The sequence below is a fragment of the Nocardioides sp. Leaf374 genome, from assembly GCF_916862475.1.
In the GTDB taxonomy this organism is placed as follows: Bacteria; Actinomycetota; Actinomycetes; order Propionibacteriales; family Nocardioidaceae; genus Nocardioides; species Nocardioides kribbensis.
On the sequence record NZ_CAKASO010000005.1, the window covers coordinates 105,826 to 131,642 of the forward strand.

Annotated in this window: 26 protein-coding genes; 23 read left to right on the top strand and 3 right to left on the bottom strand. The window is 74.9% G+C overall.

What is annotated here, in order from left to right:
• The first annotated feature begins 11 nt into the window (after positions 1-11).
• A complete protein-coding gene (locus LPA27_RS04030) occupies positions 12-2,096 on the top strand; it encodes an acyl-CoA dehydrogenase (RefSeq protein ID WP_324251238.1) in 2,085 nt (694 codons plus the stop codon).
• Positions 2,096-2,866, top strand: coding sequence for a class I SAM-dependent methyltransferase (locus tag LPA27_RS04035; RefSeq protein WP_228941596.1), 771 nt, complete (start codon positions 2,096-2,098; stop codon positions 2,864-2,866). The genes LPA27_RS04030 and LPA27_RS04035 overlap by 1 nt, the downstream gene beginning before the upstream one ends.
• Before the next feature lie 54 nt (positions 2,867-2,920).
• Here the strand turns inward: LPA27_RS04035 and LPA27_RS04040 are convergent, their stop codons facing one another.
• Entirely contained in the window at positions 2,921-3,409 is a 489-nt protein-coding gene (locus LPA27_RS04040; RefSeq protein ID WP_056865249.1) for an inorganic diphosphatase, read from the bottom strand.
• A 212-nt stretch (positions 3,410-3,621) separates the two neighbouring features.
• On the opposite strand from LPA27_RS04040, the gene dacB reads away from it, so the two are divergent.
• The 13 genes from dacB (at position 3,622) to LPA27_RS04110 (ending at position 15,922) form a co-directional block, all read left to right on the top strand.
• The gene (dacB, locus tag LPA27_RS04045) at positions 3,622-5,058 is read left to right on the top strand and encodes a D-alanyl-D-alanine carboxypeptidase/D-alanyl-D-alanine-endopeptidase (protein WP_228941597.1); all 1,437 of its coding nucleotides are present in this window, start codon (positions 3,622-3,624) and stop codon (positions 5,056-5,058) included.
• A 52-nt stretch (positions 5,059-5,110) separates the two neighbouring features.
• Positions 5,111-6,166, top strand: a complete 1,056-nt coding sequence (locus LPA27_RS04050; RefSeq protein ID WP_228941598.1) for a zinc-dependent metalloprotease — start codon at positions 5,111-5,113, stop codon at positions 6,164-6,166.
• A gap of 20 nt (positions 6,167-6,186) precedes the next feature.
• Positions 6,187-7,173, top strand: a complete 987-nt coding sequence (gene tilS / locus LPA27_RS19215; protein WP_267477178.1) for a tRNA lysidine(34) synthetase TilS — start codon at positions 6,187-6,189, stop codon at positions 7,171-7,173.
• A 221-nt stretch (positions 7,174-7,394) separates the two neighbouring features.
• On the top strand, positions 7,395-8,108 hold the full coding sequence (locus LPA27_RS04065; protein WP_228941599.1) for an Ig-like domain repeat protein: 714 nt from the start codon (positions 7,395-7,397) through the stop codon (positions 8,106-8,108).
• A gap of 43 nt (positions 8,109-8,151) precedes the next feature.
• Positions 8,152-8,703 carry a hypoxanthine phosphoribosyltransferase gene (gene hpt, locus LPA27_RS04070; RefSeq protein WP_056864886.1) on the top strand — a complete coding sequence of 184 codons (552 nt, stop codon included), beginning with the start codon at positions 8,152-8,154 and terminating at the stop codon, positions 8,701-8,703.
• Between the two features lie 149 nt (positions 8,704-8,852).
• On the top strand, positions 8,853-10,937 hold the full coding sequence (gene ftsH, locus LPA27_RS04075; protein WP_056905286.1) for an ATP-dependent zinc metalloprotease FtsH: 2,085 nt from the start codon (positions 8,853-8,855) through the stop codon (positions 10,935-10,937).
• Positions 10,938-10,941: 4 nt separating this feature from the next.
• Positions 10,942-11,556: a GTP cyclohydrolase I FolE gene (gene folE, locus LPA27_RS04080; RefSeq protein WP_056864884.1), complete on the top strand. Its 615-nt coding sequence runs from the start codon at positions 10,942-10,944 to the stop codon at positions 11,554-11,556.
• A gap of 121 nt (positions 11,557-11,677) precedes the next feature.
• Positions 11,678-12,511, top strand: a complete 834-nt coding sequence (folP, locus tag LPA27_RS04085; RefSeq protein WP_193662121.1) for a dihydropteroate synthase — start codon at positions 11,678-11,680, stop codon at positions 12,509-12,511.
• Entirely contained in the window at positions 12,508-12,891 is a 384-nt protein-coding gene (gene folB, locus LPA27_RS04090; protein WP_056864883.1) for a dihydroneopterin aldolase, read from the top strand. The genes folP and folB overlap by 4 nt, the downstream gene beginning before the upstream one ends.
• Positions 12,888-13,457, top strand: a complete 570-nt coding sequence (folK, locus tag LPA27_RS04095) for a 2-amino-4-hydroxy-6-hydroxymethyldihydropteridine diphosphokinase (protein ID WP_228941600.1) — start codon at positions 12,888-12,890, stop codon at positions 13,455-13,457. Before folB ends, folK begins: the two co-directional genes overlap by 4 nt.
• Before the next feature lie 3 nt (positions 13,458-13,460).
• Positions 13,461-13,988, top strand: a complete 528-nt coding sequence (locus LPA27_RS04100; RefSeq protein ID WP_228941601.1) for a DUF3180 domain-containing protein — start codon at positions 13,461-13,463, stop codon at positions 13,986-13,988.
• Positions 13,989-13,998: 10 nt separating this feature from the next.
• Positions 13,999-14,712, top strand: coding sequence for a hypothetical protein (locus LPA27_RS04105; RefSeq protein WP_228941602.1), 714 nt, complete (start codon positions 13,999-14,001; stop codon positions 14,710-14,712).
• Positions 14,713-14,812: 100 nt separating this feature from the next.
• A complete protein-coding gene (locus tag LPA27_RS04110) occupies positions 14,813-15,922 on the top strand; it encodes a GNAT family N-acetyltransferase (protein WP_228941603.1) in 1,110 nt (369 codons plus the stop codon).
• Positions 15,923-15,970: 48 nt separating this feature from the next.
• On the opposite strand, the gene LPA27_RS04115 is transcribed toward LPA27_RS04110, so the two are convergent.
• Positions 15,971-16,963 carry an ABC transporter ATP-binding protein gene (locus tag LPA27_RS04115; RefSeq protein ID WP_200919156.1) on the bottom strand — a complete coding sequence of 331 codons (993 nt, stop codon included), beginning with the start codon at positions 16,961-16,963 and terminating at the stop codon, positions 15,971-15,973.
• A gap of 3 nt (positions 16,964-16,966) precedes the next feature.
• Between LPA27_RS04115 and LPA27_RS04120 the strand changes: the two genes are divergently transcribed.
• The 3 genes from LPA27_RS04120 to LPA27_RS04130 all read left to right on the top strand — a co-directional run bounded on the left by LPA27_RS04120 (position 16,967) and on the right by LPA27_RS04130 (position 19,542).
• On the top strand, positions 16,967-17,692 hold the full coding sequence (locus LPA27_RS04120; protein WP_228941604.1) for an ABC transporter permease: 726 nt from the start codon (positions 16,967-16,969) through the stop codon (positions 17,690-17,692).
• Complete coding sequence (locus LPA27_RS04125; RefSeq protein WP_082500385.1) at positions 17,689-18,477, top strand: ABC transporter permease; 789 nt, start codon at positions 17,689-17,691, stop codon at positions 18,475-18,477. Before LPA27_RS04120 ends, LPA27_RS04125 begins: the two co-directional genes overlap by 4 nt.
• 84 nt (positions 18,478-18,561) lie before the next feature.
• Positions 18,562-19,542 carry an ABC transporter substrate-binding protein gene (locus LPA27_RS04130; RefSeq protein ID WP_056864879.1) on the top strand — a complete coding sequence of 327 codons (981 nt, stop codon included), beginning with the start codon at positions 18,562-18,564 and terminating at the stop codon, positions 19,540-19,542.
• Positions 19,543-19,813: 271 nt separating this feature from the next.
• On the opposite strand, the gene LPA27_RS04135 is transcribed toward LPA27_RS04130, so the two are convergent.
• Positions 19,814-20,938, bottom strand: coding sequence for a glycosyltransferase family 2 protein (locus tag LPA27_RS04135; protein ID WP_228941605.1), 1,125 nt, complete (start codon positions 20,936-20,938; stop codon positions 19,814-19,816).
• 130 nt (positions 20,939-21,068) lie between these two features.
• Here LPA27_RS04135 and LPA27_RS04140 point away from each other — a divergent pair, with 130 nt between their 5' ends.
• The 5 genes from LPA27_RS04140 to panD all read left to right on the top strand — a co-directional run bounded on the left by LPA27_RS04140 (position 21,069) and on the right by panD (position 25,812).
• Positions 21,069-22,205 carry a sulfotransferase family protein gene (locus tag LPA27_RS04140; protein ID WP_228941606.1) on the top strand — a complete coding sequence of 379 codons (1,137 nt, stop codon included), beginning with the start codon at positions 21,069-21,071 and terminating at the stop codon, positions 22,203-22,205.
• A 10-nt stretch (positions 22,206-22,215) separates the two neighbouring features.
• On the top strand, positions 22,216-23,130 hold the full coding sequence (locus LPA27_RS04145; protein WP_228941607.1) for a hypothetical protein: 915 nt from the start codon (positions 22,216-22,218) through the stop codon (positions 23,128-23,130).
• Positions 23,131-23,351: 221 nt separating this feature from the next.
• The gene (locus tag LPA27_RS04150) at positions 23,352-24,362 is read left to right on the top strand and encodes a Rossmann-like and DUF2520 domain-containing protein (RefSeq protein ID WP_228941608.1); all 1,011 of its coding nucleotides are present in this window, start codon (positions 23,352-23,354) and stop codon (positions 24,360-24,362) included.
• Entirely contained in the window at positions 24,359-25,393 is a 1,035-nt protein-coding gene (gene panC / locus LPA27_RS04155; protein WP_228941609.1) for a pantoate--beta-alanine ligase, read from the top strand. Before LPA27_RS04150 ends, panC begins: the two co-directional genes overlap by 4 nt.
• Positions 25,393-25,812 carry an aspartate 1-decarboxylase gene (gene panD, locus LPA27_RS04160; RefSeq protein WP_056864874.1) on the top strand — a complete coding sequence of 140 codons (420 nt, stop codon included), beginning with the start codon at positions 25,393-25,395 and terminating at the stop codon, positions 25,810-25,812. The genes panC and panD overlap by 1 nt, the downstream gene beginning before the upstream one ends.
• Positions 25,813-25,817 lie beyond the last annotated feature (5 nt).

Genomic DNA, 25,817 nt, shown 5'->3' on the forward strand with positions numbered 1-25,817 from the left:
AGCGTCGGAGCATGTCAAGCGACACCGTCACCCCGTCGGCCGCCACCGAGGCCCCCGCCCCGGCCGCGAGCACGCCCGAGCCGGAGCGTCACCGCTCGGGCTACCGCCAGCCCGAGGTCGACGTGGCGGCGATGACCCGCCTGCTCGACGGGAAGTACGCCGAGGTGCGCCAGCTCGTGCGCGACAGCCTCGTCGACCACGCGCAGGTGCTGCGCGACGCCGAGACGATGACGCCCGACGAGTTCCGCGAGCGGGTCAAGGACGTCGTGGTCGAGATCGCCTCGACCGGCCAGAGCGGCCTCGGGTTCCCCGAGGAGTACGGCGGCGGCGGCGACGTCGGCGCCTCGGTGGCGGCCTTCGAGACCCTCGCGCTGGGCGACCTCTCGGTGCTGGTGAAGACCGGCGTGCAGTTCGGCCTCTTCGGCGGCGCCGTGCTCCAGCTCGGCACGAAGGAGCACCACGACCGCTACCTGCCCGACCTCATCGCCGGGCGGCTGCTGGGCTGCTTCGCGATGACCGAGACCGGTCACGGGTCCAACGTGCAGGCCCTCGGCACCGTCGCGACCTTCGACCTGGCCACCCAGGAGTTCGTGATCACCACGACCTCGGAGGAGGCCGGCAAGGACTACATCGGCAACGCCGCCGTCCACGGCACGGTGGCCGTGGTCTTCGCCCAGCTCGAGATCGGCGGTGAGTCGCAGGGCGTGCACGCCTTCGTGGTGCCGATCCGCGTCGACGGCGAGCCCGCGCCGGGCGTGCGCATCGAGGACGACGGGCCCAAGATGGGCCTCGACGGCGTCGACAACGGGCGGCTGTGGTTCGACCACGTGCGGGTGCCGCGCACGAGCCTGCTCAACCGCTTCGCCGACGTCACGCCCGCCGGGGTCTACGAGAGCGCGATCGAGAGCCCCAACCGCCGCTTCTTCACCATGCTCGGCACCCTCATCCAGGGCCGCGTCTGCGTCGGCGGCGCCGGCATCAACGCCGCCAAGGTCGCGATCGCGATCGCGGTCAGGTACGGCGACCGGCGCCGCCAGTTCGAGGCCTCCGACCCCGAGCAGGAGGAGCTGCTGCTCGACTACGGCGTGCACCAGCGCCGGCTGCTGCCGCTGCTGGCCCGCACCTACGCGCTCCACTTCGCCCAGGAGGTCGTCGCCGCCGACCTGCACGCCGTGGCCACCGCCGCCGGCGGCGACGAGGTCGAGGCCGAGACGGCCAAGCGCGAGCTGGAGTCGCGTGCCGCCGGCACCAAGGCGCTCGGCACCTGGCACGCCACCCGCACCATCCAGGAGTGCCGTGAGGCCTGCGGCGGCGCGGGCTACCTCGCCGAGAACCGCTTCGCCGCGCTCAAGGCCGACACCGACGTCTTCACCACCTTCGAGGGCGACAACACCGTGCTCATGCAGCTGGTGGCCAAGGGCCTGCTCACCGGCTACGCCAGCGATTTCGAGGACATGGACCAGTTCGGCATGGTCCGGTTCGTCGCCGGCCTGGCCGTCGAGACCGTCGTGGAGAAGACGGCCGTGCACAAGCTGGTGCAGCGGCTGCGCGACGTGCTGCCCGGCGGCGACGAGTGGGACCAGGAGGCCGGGCTGCTCGACCCCGAGTACCAGCTCGGCATGCTCCGCTTCCGCGAGGAGCACATGGTCAGCGGCGTCGCGCGGCGCCTCAAGCGCGGCATCGACGGCGGCATGAACGCCGGCCAGGTCTTCTCGCGCGTGCAGGACCACGTGATCGGCGCGGCCCACGCCCACATGGAGCGGCTCGTGCTCGAGGCCTTCGTGGCCAAGGTGCGCGCCCTGCCCGACGGCGACCAGAAGGTGGCCCTCAACCTGCTGTGCGACCTGCACGCCCTCTCGGTCATCGAGGCCGACCGGGCGTGGTTCATGGAGCACGGCCGGCTCTCGGTGCAGCGCTCCAAGGCGATCAGCCGCGAGGTCTCCTCGCTGTGCCGCAAGGTCCGCCCGATCGCGGTCGACCTCGTCGACGCCCTCGGCGTGCCCGAGGAGATGCTGCGCTCGCCGGCCCTCGTCGGCCCCGCCGGCACCCCGCGCGAGTCCTCGGTGCGCGCCGCGGCGGAGCGGGCCGGGGCCTGATGGCGCGCCCGCGCGGGCCGGCCCGCCTGGTCTCCGCCGTCGGCGGTGCGCTCGGCTCGGCGTACGTCGGGGCGCGTGCGGCCGGCGAGCAGGTCGCGCGCCTGCCCGGGCGGGTCACCGGCGGCTGGGAGGGCGACCCGCTGTGGGGCGCCTTCTACGACTGGACCGTCGAGCACCCCGGCGTCGGTGGGCCGCTGTGGCGCCTGGGCCTGGGCACCGACCAGCAGCTGCTCTTCACCGCCGCCGAGGAGGTCGGCCACCTGCCCGACGGCTCCCGCGTGCTCGACGTGCCGTGCGGCGGCGGGGTGGCGCTGCGCTCGCTGCGCGCCGACCAGCAGGTGGAGGTGGTGGCCGTCGACATCGCCGAGGTGATGCTCGAGCGGACCCGTCGCGCCGCCGCCGACCGCAAGGTCGACCACCTGGTCACCACGGCGGCCGCCGACGTGGCCGACCTGCCCTTCGACGACGCCTCCTTCGACCTCGTCGTCAGCCTCATGGGGCTGCACTGCTTCCCCGACCCCGCCGCCGCCGTGGCCGAGCTCGCGCGGGTGCTGCGGCCCGGCGGCGTGCTCAGCGCCAGCCTGCTGCTGCGCGGCACCGTGCCGGCGCTCTCGCCGGCCTGGCAGGTCGGTCGCGCCAGCGGGCTGCTCGGGCCGGGCTGCTCCAGCGTCGAGCTGCGCAGCTGGCTGGCCCGCGGCGGCGTCCAGGACGTCACCCTCCAGGTCAGCGGCGCCGTGGCCTACGTGCGCGGCGTCCGCCGCCTCCCCTGACGCACCGCAGCCCCCGCCCGGGTGACCGGACGGGGGCTGCGGGAGGGCGTCGGCTCAGTGGCCGGTCTTCTTGAAGCGGTCGAAGGAGGCGTGGACCTCGGCCTCGGCCTCGGTGCGGCCGACCCACTCCGCGCCCTCGACGGACTTGCCGGGCTCGAGGTCCTTGTAGACCTCGAAGAAGTGCTGGATCTCCAGGCGGTCGAACTTCGAGACGTGGCTGATGTCGCGCAGGTGCTCCTGGCGCGGGTCGGTCGCCGGCACGCAGAGGACCTTGTCGTCGCCGCCGGCCTCGTCGGTCATGCGGAACATGCCGATCGCGCGGCACTTGATCAGGCAGCCCGGGAAGGTCGGCTCCTGGAGGATGACCAGCGCGTCGAGCGGGTCGCCGTCCATGCCGAGGGTGTCCTCGATGTAGCCGTAGTCGGCGGGGTACTGCGTGGAGGTGAAGAGGGTGCGGTCCAGGCGGATGCGCCCCGACTCGTGGTCGACCTCGTACTTGTTGCGCTGACCCTTGGGGATCTCCACGAGCACGTCGAACTCCAGCACAGTCAGCCTCCGCTTGTGTCGGCCCGTCGTGGGCCGGATGTCGGTGGGCCCTCGACCGGTCGGGTCGGGGGCCAGGTCCTCGGGCCCGACGTGGGCCCGGCGGCGATTGTCGCGCACAATGACCCGAAACGCTGCAGCGGGAAGGGGATTCGGTGGGTCGACGTGACGCAGGCCACGCTCCGCGGCGGCGTGGCGGGCGTCTGCTGGCGGTGGTCCTCGTGCTCGCGCTCGGCGCCGGCGGGGCCGCGGCGTGGCGCACCGGCGTGCTCGACGACGCCGCCCGGGAGGTCGGCGACCGCTTCGCCGCGCTCACCGGCGACCCCGCGCCCGGCCCCGACGACCCCTCCCGCGTCCCGCCGCCCGACGGCCTCGACCTCCCCGACCTCGACGAGCCGGCGCCCGTCGCCGTCGCGGCCGGCCTGCGCACCCTCGACCGTGCCGCCGTACGACGCACGCTCGCGGCCGCGCTCGGCGACCGCGACCTCGGGCGCCACGTGGTCGCCGCGGTGGCCGGCCTCGGCGACGGCGCCGCGGGGTCGGCGCCGGTGGGCCTGGTGGCCCGCGGGCGGACGCCGGCCGCCGTGCCCGCCTCCACCACGAAGCTGCTCACCGCCGTGGGCGCGCTCAGCGTGCTCGACCCCGCGACCACCTTCGAGACGCGGGTCGTGCGCCGCGGGTCGACGCTGACCCTCGTCGGCGGGGGAGACCCGTTCCTGGCCCGGACCCCGGCGGCGGCCGAGGGCGCGGCGTACCCCCGGCGGGCCGACGTGACCACGCTGGCGCGCCGCACGGCCGCGGCGCTGCGGGGCACGGGCGCCGGCCCGCTGCGCCTCACCTACGACGCCAGCCTCTTCACCGGCCCCGCGGTCAACCCGTCGTGGCCCGCCGACTACGTGCCCGACGGAGTCGTGGCGCCGATCTCGGCGCTGTGGGTCGACGAGGGCCGTCCCGCCAGCGGCGTCGGCCGCGTGGCCGACCCGGCGCGCGAGGCCGCCGACGTCTTCGCGGCCGCGCTGCGACAGGCCGGCGTGGCGGTGCAGGGCCGCCCGCGGCGCGCCCAGGCCGCGGTCGGTGCCGACCCGGTGGCCGAGGTGAGCAGCGCGCCGCTGCCCGAGATCGTCGACCAGCTGCTCCAGGTCAGCGACAACGAGGCCACCGAGGTGCTGCTGCGCCACGTCGGCCTGGCCAGCGGGGGAGAGGGCAGCAGCGCGGCCGGGGTGGCCGGCGTCGCCGAGGTGCTGCGCGACCTCGGCGTGCCGGTGCCGGTGCGCCAGCTCGACGGCAGCGGGCTGTCGCGGGAGAACCTCATCGCCCCCGAGACACTGGTCGGGGTGCTGCGCGCGGTCGGCACCTCCGCCGCGGACTCCCCGCTGCGCGCCGTGCTGGGCGGCCTGCCGGTGGCCGGCTTCACCGGCTCGCTCGCGCTGCGCTTCGACGACGTGGCTCCGGACGCGGTCGGCGACGTGCGCGCCAAGACCGGCACCCTCACCGGGGTGAGCAGCCTGGCCGGCGTCGCGGTCGACCGCCGGGGCACGCCGCTGGTCTTCGCGCTCATGGCCGACCGGATCCGCGAGGTCGACACCCTCGACGCCCGGGCCGCCCTCGACCGCGCCGCGGCCGCCCTCGCGGCCTGCACCTGCTCGTGACCCGGACCCTGACCCGCGCCCGGGTCAGGGCGCCACGGATAGGTTCGGGGCCATGAGCACCCCCACGCCGGAGACCCCGGAGATCATCGACTGGGACCTCGCGGTCTCGCTGGGCTCGCGCCTGGCCGGCGACGGCCCCACGGTCGGGCGGGCCGAGGCGACGGCCGTCGTGGAGGAGCTGCGCGCCGGCGCCCACCGCTCCACCGGGCTGGTGCGCGACTTCACCGGGCTCGACACCCCCGACGGCACCGCGCCGGTCCTCGTGGTCGACCGTGCCGGGTGGGTGCAGGCCAACGCCGACGGCTTCAAGGCGGTGCTGGCCCCGGTCGTGGCCAAGCTGGTGGAGAAGAAGCCCCCCTCGGGGCTCTCGCTGGCCCTGGGGTCGCGGATCACCGGTCTCGAGGTCGGCGGGCTGCTCGGCTTCCTCGGCGGCAAGGTGCTGGGCCAGTTCGACCCGTTCTTCGCCCCGTCGGGCCGGCTGCTGCTGGTCGCCCCCAACATCGTGCACGTCGAGCGGGAGCTCGGCGTCGACCCCACCGACTTCCGGCTCTGGGTCTGCCTGCACGAGGAGACCCACCGCGTGCAGTTCACCGCCGTCCCCTGGATGCGCGACCACCTCTTCTCCCTGGTCGGCCAGGTCGCCGACACCATGGACTCCTCCCGCATGCTCGACGACGGCCTCAAGCGGGTCAGCGAGGTGCTGCGCTCGCGTGGTCGCGACGGCGAGGGCGGCTCGCTGATGGACCTGGTGAGCAGCCCCGAGCAGAAGGAGCTGATGGACCAGGTCACCGGCGTCATGAGCCTGCTCGAGGGCCACGCCGACGTGGTCATGGACGGCGTCGGCCCGCGCGTCATCCCGAGCGTCGAGCACATCCGCGGCCGCTTCGACGAGCGGCGCAAGGGCGTCGGCGCCCTCGACCGCCTGCTGCGCCGCCTGCTCGGCCTCGACGCCAAGATGGCGCAGTACAGCGACGGCGCCGCCTTCGTGCGCACCGTCGTCGACCGGGTCGGCATGGAGCAGTTCAACGCCGTGTGGGCCGGCCCGCAGAACCTCCCGAGCAAGGCCGAGATCCACGACCCCTCCGCCTGGGTCGCCCGGGTCCTCTGAAACAGGCCGGGTCGAGCGCGATGCCCAGGCTGCACCCCGCGGTCGCCGCGGTCCGACTCGCCGTACGCCGGGAGCTGGCCGACCTCCCCGCGGGCGCGACGGTGGTGGTGGCCTGCTCCGGCGGGCCCGACTCGCTCGCCCTGCTGGCCGCCACGGTGCACGAGTCGCGGGCGGGGGGCTGGCGCGTCGTCGGGGTCACGGTCGACCACGGCCTGCAGGAGGGCTCGGCCGAGCAGGCCGCCCGCGTGGTGGAGCAGATGGCCGCGCTGGGCGCCGACGAGACGGCGGGGGCGCGGGTGCAGGTCGTGCTCGACGGCGAGGGTCCCGAGGGGGCGGCGCGACGGGCCCGCTACGCCGTGCTCGACCGGGTCGGCGCCCACTTCGACGCCGCCGCGGTGCTGCTCGGCCACACCCGCGACGACCAGGCCGAGACGGTGCTGCTGGGGCTGGCCCGCGGCTCCGGCGCCCGCTCCCTGGCCGGGATGCGCCGCCGCTTCGACCGCTACCGCCGCCCGCTGCTCGAGGTCGCCCGCGACGACACGGTCACCGCCTGCCAGGTCGAGGGCCTCGACGTCTGGGACGACCCGCACAACCACGACCCGGGCTACGCGCGGGTCCGGGTGCGCCGCGCCGTGCTGCCCGCCCTCGAGGAGCACCTGGGCCCCGGCGTGGCCGCGGCCCTGGCCCGCACGGCCGAGCAGCTGCGCGCCGACGCCGACCTGCTCGACGACCTCGCCGAGGTCGAGCACGCCCGGCTGGTCGGGTCCGACGGCGCCCTGCCGGTGGCCGAGCTCGCCGACCGGCCCGACGCCCTGCGTCGCCGCGTCCTGCGCCTGGCCGCCCTCGACGCCGGGGCCCCGGCCGCCGAGCTCCTCCACGAGCACGTGCGCGCCCTCGACGCGCTCGTCACCGACTGGCACGGCCAGCGCTGGATCGACCTCCCCGGGCCCCTGCGCGGCACCCGGGCCGACGGCCTGCTGCGGATCGCGGCGCCCCCGGTGGCCTGAGCCCTCCCGGGCCCCCGGGCCCCCGGGCCGTCCCGGGCCGGACCGCGACGGGCGGTCCAGACCGCTCGACGCCCCACGGGCAGGGCGGGCCGAACGCCTTAGGTCGGCGACCCGACGTGCCGATGGTCTGCGTGGCAGCCCCCCGGCCGCCCCCGGCCCACCCCGCCGGACCTGACCCCCTCGGGCGCCCCCTGCCCGCCGCTCCCCCCGGAGACCCCCCGATGAAGATGCTCACGACCACGCTCGTCGCCGCCGCCACCCTCGCCGCCACGGCCATGCTCGCTCCCGGCACCACGGCCACCGCGTCCTCCAGCCACGGCGTCGCCCCCCGGGTCGCCGGCACGGGCGGGGCGATGGTGCAGGGCGCGGTCGTCGACCAGCGCGGTCGCCACGTCGACGACGTCGAGGTGCAGGCCGTCGACCTGGCCACCGGCGACGTCGTGGCCAGCGACCTGTCCTACGCCTCGCCCGACAACGACATCGAGCACGGCTACTTCGCCCTGCGGGTGCGCAGCGGCAGCTACGAGGTCACCTTCTCCAAGCCCGGCTACGCCAGCGAGAGCATCGTCGTCGACCGCGCCCGCCGCGAGAAGGCCGGCATCGGCGAGGTCGAGCTGACCAAGAGGCCGGTCGCCTCCGACACCGACGCCCGCGCCCCGCGCCGCGTCGAGCTCGGCGACAAGGTGCGCGTCACCGTGCGCGTGAGCGCCGCCGGCGACCCCGCCACCCCCAGCGGCGCGGTCGTGCTCACCGCCGGCCGTCGCGTCGTCGAGCGCGGCCAGCTGCGCGACAACGGCACCGTCGTGCTCGACCTGGGCCGCCTGGACCGCGGCGAGCACACCTTCGTCGCGAGCTACGCCGGCAACGACCTGCTCAAGGGCTCCAGCTCCCAGCGGGTGCCGGTCGAGGTCTACAAGCCCCGCCGTCGCCACTGACCCGCCGTCGCCACCGACCCGCAGCGCCCCTAGGCTCTGCGCCATGGACTCTGCCCACGTGGAGAACGACCTCGTCAACGTGCTGTTCACCGAGGCCCAGATCCAGGAGCGGCTCGGTGAGCTCGCCGCCCGGATCGAGGACGACTACGCCGGCAAGGACCTGCTGATCGTCGGCATCCTGCGCGGTGCGGTGATGGTGATGGCCGACATGGCCCGCAGCTTCAGCCGCCACCTCGAGATGGACTGGATGGCGGTGTCGTCCTACGGCTCCGGCACCAAGTCCAGCGGCGTCGTGCGGATCCTCAAGGACCTCGACACCGACATCTCCGGGCGTCACGTGATCATCGTCGACGAGATCATCGACACCGGCCTGACCCTGTCGTGGCTGACCTCCAACCTCACCAGCCGCAACCCCGCGAGCGTGGAGATCTGCACCCTGCTGCGCAAGCCCGAGGCCCTGCAGATGCCCGTCGACGTCAAGTACGTCGGCTGGGACATCCCCAACGAGTTCGTCGTGGGCTACGGGCTGGACTACAAGGAGCAGTACCGCAACCTGCGCGACATCGGCACGCTCGCGCCGCACGTCTACTCCTGACCGCCGCTCCACCGGGCCCGGCCGGGCCGACCCGGGCCGACCCGGCACCGCGTCTCTCAGGCCCCTCTCAACCGAGCGCCTGAGAGACTGGACCACGCCTGCCACCTGTACCGTCGTGGGTTCAGCCGTGCACAAGACGAGAGAAGTCCGTGAAGCGCATTTTCAAGGGTCCCTGGTTGTGGATCGTCGTCGCCGTGGTGGGTGTCCTGCTCGCCCTGCAGTTCCTCGCGCCCAACAGCGGTGGCGACGAGATCGACGCCTCGACGATGAGCAAGTACATCGCCGACGGCGACGTCGAGGAGATCACCTTCGTCGGGGGTGACCAGCAGATCAAGGCCGTCCTCGACGACGGCGTGCGCGACGAGGGCTCCGAGGTCACCACCTACTGGATCAACGGCACCCAGCGCGACCTCGTCAACGCCGCGCAGGCGCAGTACCGCGCCGGCACGATCGACGACGTCAAGACCGAGATCTCGCGCCCCAGCCTGCTCAGCTCGTTCCTCTTCTCCGTGCTGCCCATCGTGATCATCGTGATCATCTTCCTGTGGCTGCTCAACAGCATGCAGGGCGGCGGCGGCCGCGGTGTCATGCAGTTCGCCAAGTCCAAGGCCAAGCTGATCTCCAAGGACATGCCGAAGTCGACCTTCAACGACGTGGCCGGCTGCGAGGAGGCCATCGAGGAGCTCGGCGAGATCAAGGAGTTCCTCCAGGAGCCGGCGAAGTTCCAGGCCGTGGGGGCCAAGATCCCCAAGGGCGTGCTGCTCTACGGCCCTCCCGGCACCGGCAAGACCCTGCTGGCGCGCGCCGTGGCCGGCGAGGCCGGCGTGCCCTTCTACTCCATCTCCGGCTCCGACTTCGTCGAGATGTTCGTCGGTGTCGGCGCGTCCCGCGTGCGCGACCTGTTCGAGCAGGCCAAGGAGAACGCCCCGGCCATCGTCTTCATCGACGAGATCGACGCCGTGGGCCGTCACCGCGGCGCCGGCATGGGCGGCGGCCACGACGAGCGCGAGCAGACCCTCAACCAGCTGCTCGTCGAGATGGACGGCTTCGACGTGCGCGGCGGGGTCATCCTCATCGCCGCCACCAACCGCCCCGACGTGCTCGACCCCGCGCTGCTGCGCCCGGGCCGCTTCGACCGCCAGATCCAGGTCGACGCCCCCGACCTCTCGGGCCGCCACCAGATCCTCCAGGTGCACTCGCGCGGCAAGCCCATGTCGCCCGACATCGACCTGATCTCCGTGGCGCGCCGCACCCCGGGCTTCACCGGCGCCGACCTGGCCAACGTGCTCAACGAGGCCGCGCTGCTCACCGCGCGCACCAACGACAAGCTGATCACCGACGCCGCCCTCGACGAGGCCATCGACCGCGTCATCGCCGGCCCGCAGCGCCGCACCCGCCTGATGAGCGAGAAGGAGAAGCTCATCACGGCCTACCACGAGGGCGGCCACGCCCTCGTCGCCGCGGCCCTGCCCGGCACCGACCCGGTGCACAAGATCACGATCCTCCCGCGCGGTCGCGCCCTGGGCTACACGATGGTGCTGCCCGACGAGGACAAGTACTCCCAGACCCGCTCGGAGATGCTCGACAAGCTGGCCTACATGCTCGGCGGGCGCGCCGCGGAGGAGATGATCTTCCACGACCCCACCACCGGCGCCGGCAACGACATCGAGAAGGCCACCAACCTCGCGCGGGCCATGGTCACCCAGTACGGCATGACCGACCGCCTCGGGGCCATCAAGCTCGGCGAGACCCAGGGCGAGCCCTTCCTGGGCCGCGACATGGGCCACTCGCGCAACTACTCCGAGGACGTCGCCGCGATCGTCGACGAGGAGACGAAGAACTTCCTCGCCGTCGCCCACCAGGAGGCCTTCGACATCCTCGAGGAGAACCGCGACGTGCTCGACGCCCTCGTGCTCGAGCTGCTCGACAAGGAGACCCTCGACAAGGCCGAGGTGGCCCGCGTCTTCGAGCCGCTGCGCCGCCGCCCGGTGCGCCCGGCCTGGACCGGCTCGCCCGACCGTCGACCCTCCGACATCCCGGCCGTGGAGATCCCGCAGGCCATCCGCGACCGCGCCCGCAGCAACGGCGCCCCCGCCGACCAGCCCGCCGGCGTCGTGCTGACCCCGCCCGGGGCCGGCGGCGACGTCCACGGCGACCCCGGCCTCGGCCCCGACGGCACCCCGCCGGCGCCCCCCACCCCTCCGAGCCCCGGCTCGCCCACGCAGCAGGGATGACCCCGTGACCGACCGCATCAGCGCCCCCGAGCGCGCCCCCGAGGACATCCCCGCCTTCGACCACGAGCGCGCCGAGGCCGCCGTGCGCGAGCTGCTCTGCGCGATCGGCGAGGACCCCGACCGCGAGGGGCTGCGCGAGACCCCGGCCCGCGTCGCCCGCGCCTACGCCGAGCTCACCGCCGGCCTGCGGATGACCCCGCAGGAGGTGCTCTCGACCACCTTCGACCTCGGCCACGACGAGATGGTCCTCGTGCGCGACATCGAGCTGTGGTCGATGTGCGAGCACCACCTCGTGCCCTTCACCGGGGTGGCCCACGTCGGCTACATCCCGGCCGCGAGCGGCAAGATCACCGGCCTGTCCAAGCTGGCGCGCCTGGTCGACGTCTACTCCAAGCGCCCGCAGGTGCAGGAGCGGCTCACCACCCAGGTCGCCGACGCGCTCATGGACATCCTCGAGGCCCGCGGCGTCATCGTCGTGATCGAGGCCGAGCACCTGTGCATGACCATGCGCGGGGTCAGGAAGCACGGCGCGCGCACCATCACCTCCGCCGTGCGCGGCATCATGCACAGCGGCCCCACCCGCGCCGAGGCGATGGCGCTGATCCGCGGCACGCACTGACGTGACCGGCGACCGCCCGGAGGTCCCGCCGGCCCCGCCCACGGCGCAGGCCCCGTCGACGACGCAGGCCCCGCCGGGGGCGGCCGCGTCGCTGCGGCTGCCGCTCGACCGGCCCCGCGTCATGGGCGTCGTCAACGTCACCCCCGACTCCTTCTCCGACGGCGGGCGCTACGTCGAGCCCGCGGCCGCCGTGGCCCACGGGCGTCGGCTGCTGGCCGACGGCGCCGACGTCCTCGACATCGGCGGGGAGTCGACCCGCCCCGGCGCGACCCGGCCGCTGGTGGCCGAGGAGCTGGCCCGGGTGGTGCCGGTGATCGCCGCGCTGGCCGCCGAGGGCGCCGTGGTCTCGGTCGACACCATGCGCGCCGAGGTCGCCGCGGCGGCGCTGGAGGCCGGCGCGGTGATCGTCAACGACGTCTCCGGCGGGCTGGCCGACCCCGAGATCCTGACCGTGACGGCGGCGGCGGGCGCGACGTACGTCGCGATGCACTGGCGTGCCCACGCCGACCACATGCGCGACTTCGCCGTCTACGACGGCCCCGGCGGGGTGGTGGCGGCGGTCTGCGAAGAGCTGGAGGAGCGGGTCGAGGCGATCCGCGCCGCCGGCGTGGCCGACGACCGGATCGTGCTCGACCCCGGGCTGGGCTTCGCCAAGCGCGGCGAGCACAACTGGGAGCTGCTGCGCGACCTCGACCCGGTGCTGGCGCTGGGCCACCCGGTGCTGGTGGGCGCGAGCCGCAAGTCCTTCCTGGGCGCCCTGCTGGCCGGCCCCGACGGCGCGCCGCGCGAGCCCGAGGGGCGCGAGCACGCCCACGCCGTGGTGCTCGCCCACCTCGCGGGGGCCGGTGCGTGGGGCGTGCGGGTCCACGACGTACGGTCGGCGCGCGACGCGCTGGCCGCGGCCCGGATGCTCCGGGCCCCCTCCGCGCAGCCCGACGACAGGAGCCCCGCATGAGCCCGCGCACGAGTGACGAGCTGGCCGTGCTCGGGGTGGAGTGCTGGGGCCACCACGGGGTCTTCGAGTTCGAGCGGCGCGAGGGCCAGACCTTCGTCATCGACCTCGTGCTGGGCCTCGACACCACCCCCGCGGCCGCCTCCGACGACTTGCACGACACCGTCGACTACGGGAGTCTCGTGGCCGACGTGAAGGCCGCCGTCGAGCGTGACCCGGTCGACCTGATCGAGACGCTCGCAGGACGCGTGGCCGACGTCTGCTTGAGGGATCACCGTGTTGAATGGGCGCGGGTGACGATCCACAAGCCGGATGCACCCATCGAGGCGACGTTCGCGGACGTCGCGCTGACGATCACCCGAAGACGCGAGGACGCGACGTGACCGAAACCCCCAACCCGCACATCATCGACGCCGACACCCTCACCGGTGAGATGCGCCCGATCCGTCGCGCGGTGCTGGCCATCGGGTCCAACCTGGGAGAGCGCCTCGCCGCCCTCCAGGGCGCGGTCAACGCCATCGCCGACACCCCCGACGTCTGGGTCACCGGCGTCTCCCCGGTCTACGAGACCGAGCCCGTGGGCTGCCCCGAGGGGTCGGAGAAGTTCCTCAACGCCGTGGTGCTCGTCGACACCACGCTGGCCGCCAACCGCCTCATGGACCGCGCGCTGGCCATCGAGGACGCCTTCGAGCGCGAGCGCACCGAGGTGCCCAACTCCCCGCGCACCCTCGACGTCGACCTGGTCGTCGTCGGCGACCGCCGCAGCGACGAGCCGTCGCTGCGCCTGCCCCACCCGCGGGCCAAGGAGCGGGCCTTCGTGCTCAAGCCCTGGTTCGACCTCGAGCCCGACGCCACGCTGCCCGAGGCCGGCCCCATCGCCGAGCTGCTCACCGCGGTCGGCATGGACGGCGTCGCCCTGCGCGACGACCTCCACCTCGAGGTCGAGTGAGTCGTGGCCCCCGGGCCCGACCGCACCCCTGACGCCGGCACCGGACCGGAGCGTCCGTCCGGTGACCCCGAGGATCCCCGGCGGCTGCGGCCGACCTCCCCGGCGGCGCTGACCGCGACCGGCGTGGTCGCCCTCGTCGTGGGCTGGCTGCTGCGTCCGGTCCTCGAGGCGGCCTCGGGCTCGGCCCCGCAGATGTCGTGGGCCCAGCCCGCCACGCTGCTGGTCGTGGCCGCGGCCGTCGCCTGGACGGCCTGGGCCACGTGGCGCGCGCTCCAGGTGCGCCACGAGCGCATGGAGGCCCACCGGGCCGTCAACCGCCTCGCGCTCGGGCGCGCGAGCGCCTACGTCGGCGCCCTGGTCGGCGGGCTCTACGCCGGCTACGCCGTCAGCTGGCTGGGGCTGCGGGCCGAGCTCGCCGAGGCCCGGGCCATCCGCTCGGCCGTCGCCGCGCTGGCCGGGGTGGTCATCCTGGTCGCAGGGCTGGTCCTGGAGCGCGCGTGTCGCGTCCGTGACGACGACCCGCCGCCCTAGTCTGGTCGCCATGACCTCCCCATCGGCCCCGTCCGTCACACCCGCCACGGAGCCGAGCACGGGACGCACCCCCTCGAGCGCCTCGACGAGCGCGTCGACGAGCGCGTCGGCCTCGCGGCGGCGCCAGCGCAGCACCCGCCTGACGGTCGCCACGCTGCTGCTCGTGGTCGCGGCCGTGGTCGTGCTCGCCGCGGCCCTGTCCGGCTCGTGGGTCGCCGGCGTCGTCGCCGGGGTGAGCGCGGTCCTGCTGGGCGCGGCCGCCACCCGCATCACCTACTCCGAGCTGCTCCAGTCGCGTCGCGACGCCAACCGCGACCGCGCCGAGCAGGCCCAGGCCTACCGCCGCATGGCCGAGGAGCGCTCGGTGGAGCACGCCGCCCACGTCGCCCGGCAGGTCGGTGACGTCCGCTCCGAGCTGGGGGCCCGCCTCGCCGAGCGCGAGACCGCCCTCTCCGAGCTCGAGGCCGAGCTGGCCAAGCTCCAGAAGCACGACGCCGAGACCACCCGCCGCCTGCTCGCCGAGACCAAGCGCGCCCAGGAGCTCGAGCGCGAGGGCGCCCTCACCGCCCGCAGCCTCGACGCCGCCGAGGAGCGCGCCGCCGAGGCGATCGTGCGGATGGCCGAGCTCGAGGCCGAGATCGACGTGCTGCGCGCCGAGGTCGAGACCGTCACCGCCGCCTGGCGCAGCGCCGAGGCCGAGGCCACCCGCCGCCGCCGCGCGTGAGCCCAGCCTCCCGGCCCGGGCGGCCCGCGGGCCCCGCGGGCGCTGCGTCGCTCCACGGGGTGGTCCACCGCGGCCGCGGCGTACGGCAGGATGGCTCCTCGTGATCCCCGAGGAGTCCCGGTTCGAAGAAGACCCCGTCGAGCTGGTCCCCGACCCTCCCGGGCTCCCCGCCGACTGGAGCGTCGACAGCCCCGACCCGGCCGACCGGGCCGACGTCGAGCGGCTCACGACCCTGCTGCGCGCCCACGAGCGCCACGGCCGCGGCTGGGCCGGCGCCAGCGTCGACGACGTGCTCGTCGAGGTCTCCGAGCGTGGACTGCGCACGCGGCAGAACGTCGTGGTGCGCGACGCCGACGGCCTGATCCGCGCCTGGGGCAGCGTGCACGACCGCGCCGGCGGCCGGATGCTCTTCGTCCACGTCGTCGAGCGCGACCTGCCCGCCCGCACGGCCGACGCCTGCTCCGACGTGCTCGTCGAGTGGGCCGTGGGCCAGGCCCGTGCCGTCGGCGAGGCCCGCGGCCTCGAGGTGCAGCAGATCGACACCGGCGCCTTCGAGGGCGACGAGCGCCAGGCCCGCTGGCTCACCGAGGGCGGCTTCGCCAAGGTCCGCACCTGGTGGCAGATGAGCCGCCCGGTCACCGCCGAGGAGTCCTCGCTGGTGCCCGACCCCGCGCTGTGGGAGCGCAAGGGCGTGCGCTTCCGCCAGGTGCGACGCGCCGGCGGCGGCATGCCCGACGACGAGGACCTGCGCGACGTCCACGACGTCCTGGAGGAGGCCTTCCTCGACCACTTCAACTCGTGGGAGGAGACCTTCGACGAGTTCCTGCACCGGCTGCGCGAGGACCCCGGCCACCGCTGGGACCACTGGTGGCTGGCCGAGCTGCTCGACGGCGCCGACGACGGCGCCGCACCCCAGGCGGTCGGTGCGCTGGTCGGCACGGTCTCGGAGAGCGCCGACGGGCCCGACGGCTCCTACGTCTCCTACATCGGCGTGCGGGAGGCGGCGCGCGGCCGCGGGGTGGCCAAGGGCCTGCTGCGCACGATCATCGCCGACGCCGCCGGCCGCGACCGCCACCGCGTGGGCCTCGAGGTCGACGCCGACTCCTCCACCGGCGCCGACGGGCTCTACACCTCGATGGGCTGGGTGACGACGTACGTCACCGAGTCGTGGCACCGCGACGTGCCAGTGGCCCCCGCCGACCAGGCCTGAGGGCCCGGCCGGCCCGCGAGGGCCCCGTCCGCGGGGACGGAGCGTGCCTCAGCCCAGCGAGGCGCGCAGGGCGCGGTGCACGCCGTTGGGCGTGAGCACGCCGACGAAGCGCGCACCGTCCTTGACCCCGACCATGCCCTTGTCGTCGCGCAGCAGCACGGCCAGCGCCTCCTCCAGGGTGGCGCCGACGTCGACCGCCGCGCCCAGCTGACCGGCGCTGACCCCGTCGAGGGGCTCGAGGTGGGCGGGGTCGATCGGGGTGACGGTGAGCCGGCGCAGCCCGCGGGTCGAGCCCACGAAGTCGGCCACGAAGTCGTCGGCGGGGCGGCCCAGCAGCTCCGCGGGGGTGGCGTACTGCGCCAGGCGGCCGCCGGTGGCGAAGACCGCGACCCGGTCGCCCATGCGCACGGCCTCGTCGATGTCGTGGGTGACCAGCACGACGGTCTTGCCCAGGTCCCGCTGCAGGCGCAGGAACTCGTCCTGGAGCCTGACCCGCACCACCGGGTCGACGGCGCCGAAGGGCTCGTCCATGAGCAGCACCGGCGGGTCGGCGGCCAGCGCGCGGGCCACGCCCACGCGCTGGCGCTGACCGCCGGAGAGCTGGTGGGGGTAGCGGTCGCCGTAGGTCGACGGGTCGAGCCCGACGAGGTCCATGAGCTCCTCGGCGCGGCGGCGGGCGGTCGCCTTGGACTCGCCGTAGAGCAGCGGCACGGTCATCACGTTGGTGACGATGCGCTGGTGCGGGAAGAGGCCCACCTGCTGGATGACGTAGCCGATGCCGCGGCGCAGCTCGACGGGGTCGACCCCCGTGACGTCGGCGCCGTCGATCTCGATGCGCCCGGTGGTCGGCTCGATGAGCCGGTTGACCATCTTCAGCGTCGTCGACTTGCCGCAGCCCGACGGGCCGACCAGGCAGACCAGCTCGCCGCGTCCGACCTCGAGGTCGAGCTCGTGGACCGCCACGGTGCCGTCGGGGTAGGTCTTGCCCACGCCCGAGAGCCGGATCATCGGCTGGCTCGCGGGGGAGCCGGTAGGTTCCATGCGGTGACCCTACTCGTGCAGGCCGCGGCGCTGGCCGTGCCGACCGCCGACGCCGGGCCGTCCTGCTACAGCCGTCTGACCAACGAGTGGTTCTGCTGGCAGTACGTCGCCGACCGGCAGTCCGAGATCGTCGACGCCACCGTGGAGCACGTGTGGATCACCGTGGCCGCCGTGCTGGCGGGCCTGCTGATCTCCTTCCCGCTGGCCGTGCTCGCCCGCCGCCTGCCCCGGCTGGAGTCGACCATCCTCGCGGTCTCGACCGGCATCTACACCGTGCCGTCGCTGGCCCTGCTCCCGCTGCTGGTGCCCTTCACGGGCCTGTCGCCCACGACGGTGGTCATCGGGCTGGCGCTCTACGCCCTCACCATCCTCGTGCGCGCCTTCCTCGAGGGGCTGCGCTCGGTGCCCGACGAGGTCCGCGAGTCGGCCACCGGCCTGGGCTACGGCCCGGGCCGCCTGCTGCTGCGCGTGGAGCTGCCGCTGGCGCTGCCGGTCGTCATGGCCGGGCTGCGCGTGGCCACCGTCTCCACGGTCGCGCTCACCACGGTCGGCTCCCTGGTCTCCTACGGCGGCCTGGGCAACCTCATCAAGGACGGCGTGCTGACCGACTTCCGCGCCGAGCTGCTCACCGCGGCGGTGCTGTGCGTCGTGCTCGCGATCGTCCTCGACGTGCTGCTCGTGGCGACCCAGCGGGTGCTGACGCCCTGGACCCGGGGGGTGCGGGCATGAGGGTGCTCCAGGACGCGTGGGCCTACCTCACGACCGCCGCGAGCTGGACCGGCGACGGCGGCATGCTCGAGCTGCTGCTCCAGCAGCTGCTCCTCACCGTCACCGCCCTCGGGCTGGCCGCCGCCCTCGGGCTCCCCGTGGCGCTGTGGCTGGGCCACCTGGGCCGGGGCGGCTTCCTGGCGATCAACATCTCCAACATCGGCCGGGCCGTGCCGACCTTCGCCCTCCTCGCGCTCCTCGTCACCGCCGACGCCTGGGGCTGGACCCAGGGCTGGTTCCCCGGGGTGCGCGAGGCGGGGCCCTACGGCCGCGCCGGCCTCGCGACGCTGGTCGCGCTGACCCTCTTCGCCCTGCCCCCGATCATCACCAACGCCTACGTCGCCGTGCGCGAGGTGCCCGCCGACGTGCGCCAGGCCGCTGACGGCATGGGCATGACGGGGCTGCAGAAGTTCCGCCGCGTCGAGCTGCCCCTGGCCACGCCGCTGGTGGTCTCCGGGCTGCGCCTGGCCCTGGTGCAGGTGTGGGCCACCGCCACCATCGCCGCGCTGGTCGCCGGACCCGGCCTGGGCCGGGTCATCACCGACGGCTTCGTGCGCAACCAGTACGGCCAGGGCATCGCCGGCGCGGTCGTCGTGGCCGTGGTCGCCCTGCTGCTCGAGCTGGTCGCCGCCCTCGCGCAGCGCCTCACCACCCCTCCCGGGTCGCCGGGTGCGCGTCCCACGGGTCGGCCTCGCCGGTCCGGGGGAGCCCCGGCGTCGGTCGCGGCGCCTACAGTCTCGTCCTAGCCGACGCCGTCGGCCCCTGACGCGGGTCCGCCCGCCGACCGGACACGCGCGGGCGCCGCCCGCGGGACACAGAAGGTGCACCCCATGAAGCTGCGACGTTCCCTGGCCGCGGTGCTCTCCGCCGGCACCCTGCTGGCCGCGAGCGCCTGTGCCGGCGACGAGCTCGACGACACGGCCTCCGACGACGCCTCCTCGTCGTCGTCCCCCTCGGAGTCCACGGGCTCCGAGCCCGCCGCCGGTGGCGGCCCCGTCACCATCGCGAGCCAGAACTTCCCCGAGGCGGCCCTGGTCGCCTCGATGTACGAGCAGCTGCTCGCCGACGCGGGCTACGAGCCCACCGTCAACCTCGTCGACGCCCGCGACGCCTACCTCGGCACCTTCCCCGGTGACGTCGACGTCGTCCCGGAGTACGTCGGCGGCATCGTCAACGCCCTCAACGCTCGGGAGAACGGCGACGACGCCGAGCCCTTCGAGACCGGTGACGGCGAGGAACTGAAGGCCGACGGCGCCGACCTGCTCGAGGCCGCCGGCATCACCCTGCTCGACGTGTCGCCCGCCACCGACACCAACGCGTTCTTCGTGACCCAGGACTACGCCGAGGAGAACGACGTCGACGAGCTCTCCGACCTCGAGGGCGAGTCGGTCGTGCTGGCCGCGGCCCCCGACTGCGAGGGACGCCTCGACTGCGAGGGCGGCCTGGTCGACGAGTACGGCATCGACGTCACCGAGGTGCTGCCCCTGGGCTACGCCAGCGACCAGACCTACCAGTCGGTCCTCGACGGCGAGTCGGAGCTCGGCGAGACCAGCACCACCGACGGCACGCTGGAGTCCCTCGGGCTCGTCGTGCTCGAGGACGACCAGGAGATCCAGCCCGCCCAGAACCTCGTGCCGGCCGTCTCCGACGAGTTCCTCGACGCCAACCCGGGCGTCGCCGACGTGCTCAACCCGCTCATGGCCGCGCTGACCACCGAGAAGCTCACCGAGCTCAACGGCCGGATCTCGGTCGACCGCGAGCAGACCGAGGACGTCGCCCTCGACTTCCTGCAGTCCGAGGGCCTGCTCTGACGCACGCCCCCTGAGGCACCACCGGTCCCACCAGCACCACCCGGGCCGTCCGACCCCGCGGCACCTGTCGGCCCAGACCCGCACCTGTCGGCCCGTGCGTGGGCCGACAGGTGCGGGTTTCACCAGCTGGCCGGCGAAACCCGCGGCACGACGTACGCCCCGCCGCCCGCGGCACCTGTCGGCCCGGACCCGCACTGGTCGGCCCGTGCGTGGGCCGACCGGTGCGGGTCTCGCCAGCCGGCCGGTGAAACCCGCCGCCGCGCCGACCGCCTCAGACCTCGTGCGCCCGCAGGGCGACGGCGGAGGGGTCGAGGGAGGCGGGGTCGAGGACGGGCAGCGCGAGCCGCGCCCCGTCGGGGCCGGAGGTGCGGGGGGCGGGGCCGGGGTGCTCGGCCATCCACGCCATGACCGCCGCGGCGTCCGCGCGCCGGCCCTGCTCCACGAGCCACCCGGTCAGCCGGTGCACCGGCGGCAGGCCGGAGGCGGTCAGCGACGAGGGCCCGCGGCCGCCGGGGGCACCCGCCCCCCACAGCGAGAGCACGCCGGAGCGCAGCAGCTCCCACCACGCGTCGTCGCAGCCGGGGATCTCGGTGAAGTAGCGGTGCAGGTCGCCGGCCAGCACGCGGTCGCGCATGACGTCGACCACCTCGCCCCCCGTCGCGGCCGGGGCGTCGGCCGCCCACTGCTCCACGCTGCGCAGCGAGTCGCGCTTGGTCGACCAGCGGTCGGTGAGGTCGGCCAGCGAGGAGCGCTGCTGGGTGATGGAGCTGCCGTCGGTGCGGATGCGCCAGTGGTAGACCACCTCGGGCAGCACGCTGATGCGCCGCGCGGCCAGGTAGGCCCGGGTCAGCGTGGGCTGGTCCTCGTAGCGCACGCCCTCGGGCCAGGTGAGGCCCGCGGTGTCCCAGAAGGCCCGTGACCAGAGCTTGTTCCAGGCGAAGACGTCGCCCATCAGCTCGGGCAGCTCCGCGATCCCCAGGGCGCGGCGCTCGCGGTGCAGCCGGCGCATCCAGGGCGGCTCGGTGAGCCGGCCGTCCTCCCAGCGCGCCACCGAGCCGGTGACCAGGTCGCTGTCGTCGCGCCTCAGGGCCTCGAGCATGGTGGCGTAGGCGTCCGGCGGCACGACGTCGTCGGAGTCGGCGAAGGCCAGCAGCGGGCCGGTGGCGTGGGCCAGGCCGGCGTTGCGGGCGGCGCCGAGGCCCTGGTTGGCCTGGTGCACGACACGCACGCGGGCGTCCTGCTCGGCGTAGGCGTCGGCGACGGCGCCCGACCCGTCGGTGGAGCCGTCGTCGACGACGACCACCTCGAGCGCGCGGTGGCTCTGGGCCAGGATGCTGTCGAGGCAGGCGGGCAGGTAGGCGGCGACGTCGTGCACGGGCACGACCACGCTGATCACGGGGCCTTCGGCCGGGCCCTCGGCCGGACGGTCTGCGGGACCGTCCGCGGGCCTGCGTCGGGGATCGCTTCGGCGCAGCCTCACGCGCCCACCGTAGTGGCGGGCCCGATCGGCAGTAGGCTCCCCTCCCGTGACCGCCCTGCCTGACGCCACCGTGCCGCCCACCCCGGACCCCGCCGACCACCCGCGCAAGGTGCTCTTCGTCGCGGGCGCGGGCCGCAGCGGCACGAGCACCATGGCCGGCCTGATGCAGATCCTGGGCCTGCACGTGCCCAAGCCGGAGGTCGTGCCCGACGAGACCAACCCCAAGGGCTTCGGTGAGCCGGCCTGGGCCGTCGAGCACCACACCCGCCTGCTGCGCGAGGCGGTCGTGCAGGTCAGCGACTCGCGACCCGACGCGTGGTTCGAGACCGGCCGCATCTCCACCCGCGAGCCCGAGCGGATCCGCACCGCCCAGTGGCTGGAGTCGCACTTCGAGGTGGCCAGCGAGCTCGTCGTCAAGGACCCCCGGCTGAGCTGGTTCCTGTCGCTGTGGCGGGTCGCGGCGATCCGCAGCGGCGCCACCCCGGTCTTCGCCACCATGCTCCGCCCGCCCGCGGAGGTGGTCGGGAGCAAGCAGAAGTACTACGCCAACCGGCTCGGCTCGGCCCACCTGGCCAGCTCCTGGCTCAACATGCTGCTCCACACCGAGCGCGCCACCCGCGAGTCCGTCGCCGACGGCGGTCGCGTCTTCGTGCGCTACTCCGACCTGCTCGACGACTGGACCCGCGAGACGATGCGCGTGGGCGAGCAGCTGCAGCTCCAGCACGTCCTACACGCCACCAGCGAGCAGATCCGCGACGGCCACCGCTTCGTCGACCCCGGCCTGCGCCGCGTCACCCAGACCCTCGACGACCTCGCCCTGCCCCCGCGTCTGCACGAGCTCACCGCCGAGACCTGGTCGGAGCTCAACAAGCTCGCCGAGCCCGGCGGCGACCAGCCGGCCGTGCACGAGGCCCTCGACCAGCTGCGCCAGGGCTACACCGACCTGTACGCCGAGGCCGAGGCGATCAGCCGCTCCTCGGTCGTCGCCACGGAGCACCGGATGCGCCAGGGCGGTCGCGGCCCCGGTGGCGGCCAGACCGGCCCCGGCGGCCCGAAGCCGGCCGACGCGCCCGCCCCTGACGCCCCGGTGCGCGCCGCCGACCGGGTGCCCCACGGCCTGCGGGCGATGGTGCCGGCCCCGGTGCGCCGCGGGCTGCGCAAGGCCGCCGGCCGCGAGCGCTGAGGGCCCCGCCGTGAACGCCATCCGCCACCCCGACGGCCTGCGCAACCTCGAGGGCCACGCCGACTTCGACATCACCTGGCCCTGGCACCGCCCGGGCGGCCTGCGGGCCGGCTCCACCGCCGTGCTGCGCGTCAAGGACGAGGCCCGCGCCCTGCCCTTCGTGCTCCCGCCGCTGCTGCGCGCCTGCGACGAGGTGCTCGTGGTCGATAACGGCTCCAGCGACGGCTCGCCCGAGGTCGCGGCCGAGACCGCCGAGCGGGCCGGGCTGGGCCACCGGCTGCGCCAGTCCACCTACCCGTTCGCGGTCGCGCGCGCCGGCGCCGAGCACCTCGCCACCCACGAGCTCTCGGTGCACTCGCTGTCGTACTTCTACAACTGGTGCTTCGCCCAGGTCGCCACGCGCTACTCCTGGAAGTGGGACGGCGACATGGTCCTCACCACCGAGGGCGAGGTCTCGCTCGGCGACCTCGCCTGGCAGGTCGGCGACGTGCAGTCGATCATCCGCGTGCCGCGCCACGGGCTCTACCTCGACAGCGACTCCCACGGCTACCTCGACCTCGGCCTGCGCAACGCCGAGGAGTGGGGCTACCCCGTCGGTCCCGACTTCGTCTTCACCAAGGCCTTCGAGTGGGAGATCCGCTCGACCCCGGAGCAGTGCCGCTCGATCGGGCTGCCCCACGGGCTGTGCGTGGAGCTGAAGTTCCTCGACTCCGACGAGTTCGCGCACTGGACCGACCCCGAGTCCTTCGCCACCAGCTTCCGCAACAAGCGCAAGCGTCGCGAGTGGGCGGTCTTCCAGTCGCTGCGCCAGGGCGTCGTGCCCGACGGGGTGCACGAGATCACCGCTCCCGAGGGCGTCCACATCGTCGACCACGTCACGCAGACCTGGCTGCCGCGCGCGCCGCGCCCGCTCCAGGTCGGCTGAGACCCGCGCCCGGCCCCTCCCGCATCCTCTCGCACAGCGACCGGCCTGTCGGCCAGGTCACACCCGATCGCCTTACCCCGCGGGGGCGGTCGGCGTAGATTCGTGGTGCATCTGACGAGCTCACCGTTCGGTACCCACCCCGGCCTCCCGACCCGCAGCCAGCACGACCGGCAGCGCGGCGACGGAGGTGGTCGGAGGGACTGAAACGAAAGGTCACGGTCATGGTCACACCCGCGCACAGCCCTGCCCCCGGTCCCGACCCCACCCCGGTCACCCCGGCGGGTCGGCACCTCGCCGCGCCCGGCGCCGCCCCCCTCCGCATCGGCGTCGTCGGCGCCGGCCGGGTCGGTGCCGTGCTCGCCGCGCGGCTGCGCTCCGCCGGCCACGAGGTCGCCGCCGCCGCGGGGGAGTCGCCCGCCTCGCTCGAGCGCATCGCCACGCTGCTGCCCGGCGTCGCCGGCGCCAAGCCCACCGCGGTCGCCCGAGCCTGCGACGTCCTGCTGCTCACGGTGCCCGACGACATGCTCGACAACGTCGTCTCCATGCTCGCCGCCAGCGGCGCCCTGCGCCCGGGCCAGCACGTCGTGCACACCTCCGGTCGCCACGGGCTCGCGGTGCTCGCCCCCGCCGAGCGGGTCGGCGCCCGCGTCCTCGCGCTGCACCCCGCGATGACCTTCACCGGCACCGCCGTCGACCTCGAGCGGCTCTCCGGCTGCGTCCTCGGTGTGACCGCCGCGCCGGCCGAGCGCGCGATGGCCGAGCGCCTTGCCGCCGGTCTGGGCGGGCGGCTGATGAGCGTGCCCGAGGAGATGCGCACGCTCTACCACGCGGGCCTGGCCCACGGCGCCAACCACCTGGTCACGCTCGTCAGCGAGGCCATGGAGATGCTGGCCGCGGCCGGCGCCGACGACCCCGCCGGCACGCTGCGCCCGCTGCTCACCGCGGCGCTCGACAACGCCCTCGACCGGGGCGACGCCGCGCTCACCGGCCCGATCGTGCGCGGCGACGTCGGCACGGTGCAGGCCCACCTCGAGGATCTCGCCGCCAACGCCGCCCACACGCTCCCGTCGTACGTCGCGATGGCGCGCGCCACCCTGGACCGCGCGGTGGCCGACGGTCGCCTGCTGCCGCTGCGGGCCGTGAAGATCACCCGCGCGCTCGACGCGGCCCTCGCCGGGGCGCCGCACGCCGAGCCGGCTCCGCGCCGCCACCGCGCCGGGGACCCCCGGTGACCGCGCCCGGCACGACGACCGGCACCACTGCGACCAGCACTGCGACCAGCACTGCGACCAGCACCGCGACCAGCACCGCGACCAGCGCCCGGCCCGGTCCTCCGACCAGGCCAGTCCTGGCCCGCGACCGCGCGGAGCTCGCCGCGGCGCTCGCCGGGGTGCGGGCGGCGGGGGAGCCGGTGGCGTTCGTGCCGACCATGGGCGCGCTGCACGAGGGCCACGCCAGCCTGGCCCGGCTCGCGCGCGAGCACGCCGGGGCCCGGGGGGCGGTGGTCGCCTCGGTCTTCGTCAACCCGCTGCAGTTCGCGCCGGGTGAGGACCTCGACCGCTACCCCCGCACGCTCGAGGCCGACCTCGAGGTCTGCGCCCGCGAGGGCGTCGACGTGGTCTTCGCCCCGTCGGCCGAGGAGATGTACCCCGGCTGGCCGCAGGTCCGCGAGCCGCAGGTGACGGTCGAGCCCGGCCCGCTGGGCTCGGTGCTCGAGGGCCGGACCCGTCCGGGCCACTTCCGCGGCGTGCTCACCGTCGTGGCCAAGCTGCTCGGCCTGGTGCGTCCCGACGTCGCCGTCTTCGGCGAGAAGGACTACCAGCAGCTCACGCTCGTACGCCGGATGGTGGCCGACCTCTGCCTCGGCGTGGACGTGGTCGGCGCCCCGACCCGGCGCGACGACGACGGCCTGGCCCTCTCCAGCCGCAACCGCTTCCTCGAGCCCGACCACAGGCGCGCCGCCCTCGCCCTGAGCCGCGCCCTGCGGGCCGCGCAGGGCGCGGCGGCGTCGACCGACCCGGCGCAGGCGGCCCCCGCCGCCCTGGCCGCCGCCCGCGCCGAGGTCGACGCCGAGCCCGGCCTCGACCTGGACTACCTCGTGCTCACCGACCCCGACCTGGCCGACCCGCCCGCGCGGCCGGAGCCGGGCGCCCCCGCCCGCGTGCTGGTCGCCGCCCGCGTCGGCACCACCCGCCTCATCGACAACCTCCCCCTCGCCCTCGGGCCGTCCGGCCCGGGCCACCAGACCGCAGGAGCCTCCTGATGCTGCGCACCATGATGACCAGCAAGATCCACCGCGCGACCGTGACGCAGGCCGACCTGCACTACGTCGGCTCGGTCACCGTCGACGAGGACCTCCTCGACGCCGCCGACCTGCTGCCCGGCGAGCTGGTCCACATCGTCGACATCACCAACGGCGCGCGCCTGGAGACCTACACCATCGCCGGTGAGCGCGGCTCGGGCGTGCTCGGCATCAACGGTGCCGCGGCCCGGCTCGTGCACCCCGGCGACCTGGTCATCCTCATCGCCTACGGCCAGATGGAGACCGCCGAGGCCCGCACCCACCGGCCCCACGTGGTCTTCGTCGACGCCGACAACAAGATCCTGGCCACCGGCTTCGACCCGGCCGAGGCCGTCGCGGGCTCCGGTCTGGTCCGCGGCGACACCGTGGCCGGGCGCTAGCCTTC